Source organism: Streptomyces sp. NPDC037401, from assembly GCF_055602345.1.
The window spans coordinates 48150-57144 of record NZ_JBVJWO010000032.1 but is presented as its reverse complement, the minus strand read 5'-3'; the positions used below and the strand labels follow the sequence as shown (position 1 = coordinate 57144).

General features: G+C 73.4%; 7 protein-coding genes. 4 read left to right on the top strand and 3 right to left on the bottom strand.

Annotated features, from left to right (window positions below):
- Positions 1-107: 107 nt before the first annotated feature.
- Positions 108-1136, bottom strand: coding sequence for an endonuclease/exonuclease/phosphatase family protein (locus tag ACZ7H1_RS28700; RefSeq protein ID WP_470790695.1), 1029 nt, complete (start codon positions 1134-1136; stop codon positions 108-110).
- A gap of 274 nt (positions 1137-1410) precedes the next feature.
- Between ACZ7H1_RS28700 and panB the strand changes: the two genes are divergently transcribed.
- The 3 genes from panB (at position 1411) to ACZ7H1_RS28685 (ending at position 4301) form a co-directional block, all read left to right on the top strand.
- On the top strand, positions 1411-2298 hold the full coding sequence (panB, locus tag ACZ7H1_RS28695; RefSeq protein WP_470790694.1) for a 3-methyl-2-oxobutanoate hydroxymethyltransferase: 888 nt from the start codon (positions 1411-1413) through the stop codon (positions 2296-2298).
- Positions 2299-2436: 138 nt separating this feature from the next.
- Positions 2437-3459: an ATP-binding cassette domain-containing protein gene (locus ACZ7H1_RS28690; protein WP_470790693.1), complete on the top strand. Its 1023-nt coding sequence runs from the start codon at positions 2437-2439 to the stop codon at positions 3457-3459.
- Positions 3456-4301 carry an ABC transporter permease gene (locus ACZ7H1_RS28685; RefSeq protein WP_470790692.1) on the top strand — a complete coding sequence of 282 codons (846 nt, stop codon included), beginning with the start codon at positions 3456-3458 and terminating at the stop codon, positions 4299-4301. The genes ACZ7H1_RS28690 and ACZ7H1_RS28685 overlap by 4 nt, the downstream gene beginning before the upstream one ends.
- Positions 4302-4312: 11 nt before the next feature.
- Here the strand turns inward: ACZ7H1_RS28685 and ACZ7H1_RS28680 are convergent, their stop codons facing one another.
- Entirely contained in the window at positions 4313-7693 is a 3381-nt protein-coding gene (locus ACZ7H1_RS28680; RefSeq protein ID WP_470790691.1) for an AfsR/SARP family transcriptional regulator, read from the bottom strand.
- Between the two features lie 103 nt (positions 7694-7796).
- On the opposite strand from ACZ7H1_RS28680, the gene ACZ7H1_RS28675 reads away from it, so the two are divergent.
- On the top strand, positions 7797-8594 hold the full coding sequence (locus ACZ7H1_RS28675) for a site-2 protease family protein (protein WP_470790690.1): 798 nt from the start codon (positions 7797-7799) through the stop codon (positions 8592-8594).
- A 34-nt stretch (positions 8595-8628) separates the two neighbouring features.
- On the opposite strand, the gene ACZ7H1_RS28670 is transcribed toward ACZ7H1_RS28675, so the two are convergent.
- Positions 8629-8826 (bottom strand): hypothetical protein, encoded by a 198-nt coding sequence (locus tag ACZ7H1_RS28670; RefSeq protein WP_470790689.1) that lies wholly within the window; start codon positions 8824-8826, stop codon positions 8629-8631.
- Positions 8827-8995 lie beyond the last annotated feature (169 nt).

The following is an 8995-nucleotide window of genomic DNA, read 5'->3' as shown; positions in this document are numbered from 1 at the left end:
TCCCCCCCCCCCCCTCCCCCTCCCCCCTCTCTCCTCCCCCCCCCCCCCCCCAACACCCCCCCCCCCCCCCCCCCCCCCCCCCGGGGCCCTTCGCACGGCTTCCGGCGCTACGGCCGCACGGTCAGGCGGGCCGCGATCGGGAGGTGGTCGCTGCCCGTGCGGGGCAGGGTCCAGGACGCCTCCGGGGTGACGCCGCGGACCATGATCTGGTCGATGCGGGCCATCGGGAACGGCGCCGGCCAGCTGAAACCGAAGCCGTCGCCCGCCGCGCCCTGCGTGGAGCGCATCTGCGAGGTCACCGGGGACAGCGCGCGGTCGTTCATGGTGCCGTTCAGGTCGCCGAGCAGGACGACCTTCTTCAGCGGCTCGGCAGCGAGGGCGTGGCCGAGGGCGTCGGCGCTGTTGTCGCGCTGGTTGGCGGTGAAGCCGGCGTTCAGCTTGACCCGTACGGACGGCAGGTGGGCGACGTACACGGCGATCTGCCCCTGCGGCGTGGCGACGGTGGCGCGCATGGCCCGGGTCCAGCCCATCTTGATGTCGACGTCACGGCTGCCGCTCAGCGGGTACTTGCTCCAGACCCCGACCGTGCCCTCGACGGAGTGGTACCTGTACGTCTCCTCGAGGAGCCGCTCGTACACGGGGACGGCGGCGGCCTTCAGCTCGGTGAGCGCGAGCACGTCCGCCCCGGACTCCGCGATCTTGCGGGCGGTGCCCTCCTGGTCGGGGTTGCCGGCGTCGACGTTGTGGGTGGCGACGGTCAGGTTGCCGCCGGCTCCGGACTTGTCGGTGACCAGGCCGCCGAAGAAGTTCAGCCAGACCCCGGCGAGCACGGCCACGGCGATCAGCGCGGTCGCGGAGCGGCGCAGCAGGCCGATCACGAGCAGGACCGGAACCAACAGGCCCAGCCAGGGCAGGAAGGTCTCGATGAGGCTGCCGGTGTTGCCGACGGTGTTGGGCAGCTGCGCGTGGAAGACCATCACGAGTGCCACGACGACGGCCACGGAGCCGGTGACGATCCCGCGGCGCCAGATGCCCGGATCCCTGCACAGCTCGGCGGTCCGGCGCCGGAACCGGGACCCGGTGGGCTCGTCCCCCGAGCCGCCGTTCCCCGTCTCCGTCATGTACGCCTGTGCCATGCCACTGTCCTCACTGCCTTGCTCGCGCACTGTTCCCGCCCCTCGACCCTAGGCGATGATCAGCAACTTGCGTGCCGTCCGTTACGGCCGTTCGGCCACGAGGACGGAAGCTGCGGTGGAGGTGGTTCCTCTTGTAACGAAACGCGCATATTCGAGCACCTCCGAGCAGGTGTGCGCATGCGTGCGAGCGCGGGTCGAGTCGTCGCCTTCCTGCTTCGGCCCATCGGATGCCACCATGGGGGTAAGTCCGGGGACGCCGTCAGGGTGCCTCGAGATGACACAAGGAGCAGTTGCAATGACGCATGCCGTTTCGCCTGCCCGCGAAGCCGGTCAGAGCGGTCCCTCTCTCTACGGGGGCGCAACCAACCGCCGGATCACCATCCGCGACCTGGCGTCCGCCAAGGAGCGCGGCGAGAAGTGGCCCATGCTCACCGCGTACGACGCGATGACCGCCTCCGTCTTCGACGAGTCCGGGATCCCGGTCATCCTGGTCGGCGACTCGATGGGCAACTGTCACCTCGGCTACGAGACCACCGTCCCGGTCACCCTCGACGAGATGACCCTCCTGTCGGCCGCGGTCGTGCGGGGCACCAAGCGCGCCCTGATCGTCGGCGACCTCCCCTTCGGCTCCTACCAGGAAGGGGCCGTGCAGGCGCTGCGCAGCGCGACCCGGCTGGTCAAGGAGGCGGGGGTCGGCGCGGTCAAGCTGGAGGGCGGCGAGCGCTCGCTGCGCCAGACCGAGCTGATCGTGCAGTCCGGGATCCCCGTCATGTCCCACCTGGGGCTGACCCCGCAGTCCGTGAACGCCATGGGCTACCGGGTGCAGGGCAGGTCCGACGAGGCCGCCCACCAGCTGCTGCGGGACGCGAAGGCGGCGCAGGACGCGGGTGCGTTCGCCGTGGTCCTGGAGCTGGTCCCGGCCGAGCTGGCCGCCGAGGTGACCCGCTCGCTGCACATCCCGACGGTCGGGATCGGCGCCGGCGCCGAGTGTGACGCCCAGGTGCTGGTGTGGACGGACATGATGGGCCTGACCAGCGGAAAGCTGCCGCGCTTCGTCAAGCAGTACGCGAACCTCCGCCAGACCATGGGCGACGCGGCGAAGGCCTTCGCCGCGGACGTGACCGGCGGATCGTTCCCGCAGGAAGAGCACAGCTTCCACTGAGACGGGTGACCCGACGGCCCGACGGCGCTCTGCCGGCGGGCCGCCGGTGCAGCTGCGGGCGGGCCGTAGGCGGCCCGTCGGCGGGGGTGTAGGCGCCCTGTCGGTGCGTTGTCGGTGGCGGATGGTCTCCTGTGGGACATGACGCGAATCGACAAGAACCCCGGAAGCGGCGCCCACGCCGTCGAGGTGCGGGGACTGGTCAAGCACTACGGCGAGACCAAGGCACTGGACGGCGTGGACCTCGATGTCCGGGAAGGCACCGTCCTCGGTGTCCTCGGGCCCAACGGCGCGGGCAAGACCACCCTGGTGCGCTGCCTGTCCACGCTGATCGTCCCGGACGCGGGCACGGCCACCGTCGCCGGGTACGACGTGATCCGCCAGCCCCGCCAGCTCCGCCGCACCATCGGCCTCACCGGTCAGTACGCCTCCGTGGACGAGAGGCTGTCCGGCTGGGAGAACCTGTACATGATCGGGCGGCTGCTCGACCTGTCCCGCAACGACGCCCGCCGCCGCGCGGACGAGATGCTGGAGCGGTTCTCGCTGACCGACGCGGCGAAGAAGGTCGCCGGGATGTACTCCGGCGGCATGCGCCGCCGCCTGGACCTCGCGGCCTCCCTGATCGGGCACCCGGCCGTGATCTACCTGGACGAGCCGACCACCGGCCTCGACCCCCGCACCCGCAACGAGGTCTGGGACGAGGTGCACCGGCTGGTGGCCGAGGGCGCGACCGTCCTGCTCACCACCCAGTACATGGAGGAGGCCGAGCAGCTCGCGAGCGAGCTGACGGTCATCGACCGCGGCAAGGTCATCGCCAAGGGCAAGGTAGACGAGCTCAAGGCCCGCGTCGGCGGCCGCACCCTGCGGATCCGCCCGATGGACCCGGCCGAGCTGCCGGGCATGGCCCGGTCCCTGGCAGAGGCGGGGCTCGACGGCGTGGCGGGCACGCAGGCGGTGCCGGACGAGGGCGTGCTCCTCGTGCCGATCCTGAGCGACCAGCAGCTGACCGCCGTGATCGGCCTGCTCGCGGCCCGCGGCTACGGCATCGCCGACCTGGGCACGTACCTGCCCAGCCTGGACGAGGTCTTCCTCTCCATCACCGGCCACAAGCCGGCAGCCGACGAGCCCGCGCACACCGACGAGAACGAGGAGGTCGCGGTATGAGCACCCTGGCCACGAAGCCCGCCGACAGCACCGCCGCAGCCTCCCGGCGGCCCGTGCCCGCCGAGGGCGGGATCGGCCTGCGGGGCAACCTGCGGCACATCGGCGCCCTGGCGCGCCGCAACGCGCTCCAGATCAAGGCGAACCCTGAGTCGATCTTCGAGGTCGTCCTCATGCCGATCGTCTTCATCCTGCTCTTCGTGTACGTCTTCGGCGGCGCGATCGCGGGCAAGGGCAACCAGGACGCCTACGTGAACTACCTGGTGCCCGGCATGATGGCGATGATGGGCCTGAACATCGCCATGGCGGTGGGCACCGGCGTCAACGAGGACTTCCAGAAGGGCGTGATGGACCGGTTCCGGTCCATGCCGATCGCCCGCTCCTCGGTCCTCGTCGCCAAGATCGTGGTCGAGATCGGCCGGATGCTGATCGCCACGGCCATCCTGCTCGGCATGGGCTTCCTGCTGGGCCTGGAGATCAAGACCTCGGTGCTCGACCTCTTCGCCGCGGTCGGCCTGTCGATGGTCTTCGGCGCCTCGCTGATGTGGATCTTCATCCTGCTCGGTCTGACCATGAAGACGGCCCAGGCCGTCCAGGGGGTCGCCATGCTGGTCCTGATGCCGCTGCAGTTCGGCAGCTCGATCTTCAGCCCGCCGTCGTCGATGCCCGGATGGCTGCAGAGCTTCACCGACTACAACCCGCTGTCCAACCTGGCCGACGCGGCCCGGAACCTCATCAACGGCGGCCCGGTCGCCCACTCGGTGTGGATGACCCTCGGCTGGTCGGTCCTGATCACCGCGGTGACGGCTCCGCTCGCGATCCGCAAGTTCCGCAAGAAGACCTGACCCCGGCCGGGTCAGACGAGGGCGGTGGCCTCCTCCAGGGTGAGGCCGCCGCCCTCTGCGGTGCAGCGGGCGTACTCCTCGTCGCCGAGCGCGGCCTTCGCCAGCCCCTCGGCCCAGGCGAACGCTTCCCGTTCGGTGCTGACGGCGTAGTGCCCGGCGGGCAGCAGGGCCCCGTACGCGCCGAGCAGCCGGGCCGCGTCCCGGGACCGGTCCTCGCCGCCGAGCGCGGCGTGCGAGCCCGCCGCGGTCATCAGGTAGACGGCGCTCATCTGCGGGGCGACCATCTGCGCGAGCGGGTCCTTGGCGCTCTCCAGTGCCTGGCGGACCTCGGCCAGTGCCTGTTCGTAGCCGCCGTCGAGGTTGTCCAGCCAGGCCAGGGTGCCGAGGAGGAAGCCGTCGAAGATCGCGTACGCGCCGAGGGCGAACTCCTCGCGCAACTGCACCAGCTGGGCGCGGCCCTCGGCGGTCCGGCCGGTGCGGGCCAGCCGCACCGCCAGGAACATCCGGGCGGCCGGCATGGCCTCGTTGCCGAACTGCTCCGGGGTGGCCACGACCTCCCGCAGGATCCGCTCGGCCTCGTCCCCTTCGCCCTTCTCGCCGAGCACCCCGGCCAGCCGCACCCGCAGGACGGTCACCTGGGCTTCGGCTCCCAGCTGCCGGGCGCGGTCCACGGCGGCCCGGAAGTCCGCGGCCGCCGCCGCGTACTCGCCGCGGCGCTCCCTGGCCTCGGCGCGGGCCGAGAGGGCCTCGGCGCAGCCCCAGTCGTCGCCGAGCGCGGCGAAGAGCGCGAGGCTCTCCTCGGCGTCGCGGGAGGCGTCGCCGACCCAGTCGGCCCGGTTGGCGAGCACGTTGGCGCGCAGCTGGAGGGCGGAGGCGAGTTCCCAGGTGTAGCCGAGTTCGCGGCTGGTCGCGACGGCGGCGTCGAGGGCCTCCCGCAGCAGGTCCGCGTCCCCGGAGATCATCACGGCGAAGATCCACAGGCCGCCGGGTGCACGGCAGGTCTGCGGCAGGCCCGGCCGGTAGGCGGCCAGCATGCCGGCGATCTGGTCGCGGACCTCCGGCGAGTGCCAGGTCAGGGTGGACTGGTCGACCGAGGCGAGCTGGATCAGCCGGATGCCGCGGCGGGCCTCGGTGAGCAGTTCGCCGCTGTAGGGCGGGGGCGAGTCGATGACCCGGTCCGGGATCGGCGGGGCGGGGAGGACGGGCCGCGCCTTGAAGGGGTCCGGTCCGAGCGCCGCGGCCGCCGCCGACCAGTGGCGGGACTCGGAGCGCAGGTCGTGCATGTGCCAGTACCAGCCGAGGGAGTGGACGAGGCAGATGACCTCGTGCTCGTCGCGGGCGGCGGCGGCCCGGCGCAGCGCCGTACGGACGTTCTCGTACTCGGTGGTCAGCAGGCGGGCAGCGGCGCGCTGGGTGCGGCCGCGCAGCAGCGGTTCGGTACGGCGGGCCAGTTCGCGGTAGTGGACGAGGTGCCGGCGTTCGGTGGCGGCCCGGTCCCCGCCGGCCTCGGCGAGGCGTTCGGCGGCGTACTCGCCGACGGTCTCCAGCAGCCGGTAGCGCATCCCGTCGGCGGGCCCGGCGGCCGCGACGACGAGGGACTTGTCGACGAGCGAGCCGAGGAGGCCGGCGACGTCGAGGGGGGCGAGCCGGTCGCCGTCGGCGCAGACCGCCTCCGCCGCGGCGAGGTCGCAGCCGCCGGCGAACACCGACAGGCGGCGCAGGACGGCGCGTTCGGGCTCGTCCAGCAGGTCCCAGGACCAGTCGACGACGGCGCGCAGGGTCTGCTGGCGGGGCAGGACGGTCCGGCTGCCGCTGGTGAGCAGGCGGAAGCGGTCGTCGAGCCGGTCGGCGATCTGGCGCGGGGTCAGCAGCCGCAGCCGGGCGGCGGCGAGCTCGATGGCGAGCGGCATGCCGTCGAGTCGGCGGCAGATCTCGGCGGCGGCCGCGGCGGTGTCCGTGGCGTCTGCGGCGTCTGCGCTGTGTGCGGTGGGTGCGGTCCCCGGACCGGCGGGGCCCGCGTCCACGGTGAAGCCGGGCCGGGCGGCGGCGCCCCGGTCGGCGAGCAGCCGCAGCGCCATGGGGCCGGGCAGCGGCCCGACCGGGCGCAGCGATTCCCCGGGCACGCCGAGGGGTTCGCGGCTGGTGGCGAGGATCCGTACGCCGGGGCAGCAGGCGAGCAGCTCCTCGGCGAGCCGGGCGGCGGCCTCGATCACGTGCTCGCAGTTGTCGAGGATCAGCAGCAGCCGGCGCCGCGCGCAGTGGTCGATGAGGCGGAGCACGGGGTCGTCGCCGTGGCGCTCGGTGAGCGCGCGCAGCTCCTCGCCCGCGACGCCGCGCCGGGTGCCGTCGCGGGCCCCGAGGGCGGCGAGGACCGCTTCGGGCACGTCGTCCGGGTCGTCGACCGGTGCGAGTTCGGCGAGCCAGAGGCCGTCCGGCCACTGCTCGGCGGGCTGTGCCTCGGCGGCCTCCTGGGACAGCCGGGTCTTGCCCGCTCCGCCCGGGCCGAGCAGGGTCACCAGCCGCGAGCGGCGCAGGTCCCCGCCGATCGCCTCGATGTCGGTCTCGCGCCCGACGAAGGTGGTGAGGCGGACGCGCAGGTTGCCGTGGGGCCGTGCGGCGGGTGCGGCGGGTGCCGGAGGGGCGGCGGGGGCGGGGTCCTGCCTGCCGGGGGACAGCAGTGCGGCGTGCAGGGCGCGCAGCTCCGGCCCGGGGTCCGCGCCGAGCCGGGCCGCGAGCTCCTTGCGTACGGTCTCGTAGGCGGCCAGGGCCTCGGCGGGGCGGCCGGTGTCCCGCAGGGCGCGGATCCGCAGGGCGTGCAGGGGCTCGTCGAGGGGGCGTTCGGCGCACAGGGCGGTCAGTTCGGGCAGGACCCGGGCGGTCTCGCCCGGCTCTCCCGCGGCCAGGGCGGCGGCGAGCCGGCCCCGGCGGGCGTCGAGCCGCACGGTGTCCCAGCGGGCCGCGTCCGCGGACCGGTCGGGGAGGTCGGCGAACGCCGGGCCGCGCCACAGTGCGAGCGCGTCGTCGTAGAGCGCGGCGGCCGCTCCCGCCCGGCCCTCCTCCAGGGCCCGGGAGCCTTCGGCGGCGAGCCGTTCGAAGCGGAAGACGTCGACGTCCTCGCGGGCGGCGGCCAGCCGGTAGCCGCCCGCCACGGACTCGACGGCGCCGTGCCCGATGGCCCGCCGCAGCCGGCCGACCAGGGCCTGGAGCGCGGCGGTCGCGTCGGCGGGCGGCTCGCCCGCCCACACCTCGGTGACGAGCAGGTCCGCGGAGAGAGCGCGGCCGGGCCGGGCGGCGAGGGCGGTGAGCAGCGCGCGCAGGCGGGCCCCGCCGAGGGCGACGGTGCTGCCGTCGTCACGGACGACTTGGGTACTGCCGAGAATCGCGTAGCGCACCGCCCCATTGTCCCCGTCCGCGGTGTGCGGCCCGCCTTCCGGGGCCCGCGCGGGTACGGGGCGGCCGAGTGGCGGGGCGCGGGGGCAGGGTAGGTTCGGCGGCATGGGTGGACAGACGCGTCACAGTGACCGACGGGTGAGCCCCGTCTTCCTCGGGATCGTCGCCGTCATGGCCGTCACGGGATGGGCGGTGTGGACGGAGTTCGCGTCCAGCACCGGCTTCGCGGTCTTCCTCTTCGTCACGTCCGCCTGGATCGTGTCGCTGTGCCTGCACGAGTACGCGCACGCGCGCACGGCTCTGCACGGCGGGGACATCTCCGTGGGCGCCAAGGGCTATCTGACGCTCAATCCGCTCAAGTACACGCACGCCCTGCTCAGCATCGTGCTGCCCGTGGTCTTCGTGATCATGGGCGGCATCGGCCTGCCGGGCGGCGCGGTGTTCATCGAGCGCAACCGGATCGAGGGGCGCTGGAAGCACAGCCTGATCTCGGCCGCGGGCCCGCTGACGAACGTCCTCTTCGCCTTCGTGTGCACGGCGCCGTTCTGGCTGGGTGCGCTGGACGGCGTGCCCGCGCCGTTCCGCTACGCGCTCGGCTTCCTCGCGCTGCTCCAGATCACGGCCGCGATCCTGAACTCCCTGCCGGTTCCGGGGCTGGACGGCTACGGCGTGATCGAGCCCTGGCTGTCGTACCGGGTGCGCCGCCAGATCGAGCCGTACGCGCCCTTCGGGCTGCTCGGGGTGTTCGTGGTGCTCTTCATCCCCGAGGTGAACGCCGTCTTCTTCGACGCCGTCTACGCGATCCTCAACGGTCTCGGGGTCACGGACGTCGATGCGTACTGCGGCCGCGACCTCTACCGCTTCTGGCAGGAGACGAACGAGTACTGCCAGGCCGGCGTCTGACCGGCCGCTGTGGCCGGTCGGCTGCGCCGGCCGGTCAGCCGCTGAAGGGGCCGCCTGCGGCAGCGGCCTTCTGGGCCTTCGCCTTGCGGAGGTAGTACCAGGCCATGTTCGACGACACGCCCGCGAGCAGCACCCACACGATCCCGAGGAAACTGCCCTCCACGAAGGCGACCACGGCTGCGGCGACGGCGAGGGCGCAGACGACAAGGGCGAACACGGCGAGGCGGGGCATGGGGGGAGGCTCCTAGCGGCGGGCGGTGTGGTGGTGCGCACCCAGTGTCCCCCATGCCCCGCAGGGATTCGGTAAGGGGCTGCGCGCGGCGCTGGGGGGGGGGGGGGGGGGGGGGGGGGGAGGGGGGGGGGGGGGGGGGGGGAGCGACAAGACCCTCCGGACTTGTTTC

What these genes read in the sequence shown, in the direction of transcription:
- ACZ7H1_RS28675 (WP_470790690.1), top strand. Translation starts at nt 7,797, where the DNA reads ATGGGTGGACAGACGCGTCACAGTGACCGACGGGTGAGCCCCGTCTTC.
- ACZ7H1_RS28700 (WP_470790695.1), bottom strand. Translation starts at nt 1,136, where the DNA reads ATGGCACAGGCGTACATGACGGAGACGGGGAACGGCGGCTCGGGGGAC.
- ACZ7H1_RS28670 (WP_470790689.1), bottom strand. Translation starts at nt 8,826, where the DNA reads ATGCCCCGCCTCGCCGTGTTCGCCCTTGTCGTCTGCGCCCTCGCCGTC.
- ACZ7H1_RS28690 (WP_470790693.1), top strand. Translation starts at nt 2,437, where the DNA reads ATGACGCGAATCGACAAGAACCCCGGAAGCGGCGCCCACGCCGTCGAG.
- ACZ7H1_RS28685 (WP_470790692.1), top strand. Translation starts at nt 3,456, where the DNA reads ATGAGCACCCTGGCCACGAAGCCCGCCGACAGCACCGCCGCAGCCTCC.
- panB (WP_470790694.1), top strand. Translation starts at nt 1,411, where the DNA reads ATGACACAAGGAGCAGTTGCAATGACGCATGCCGTTTCGCCTGCCCGC.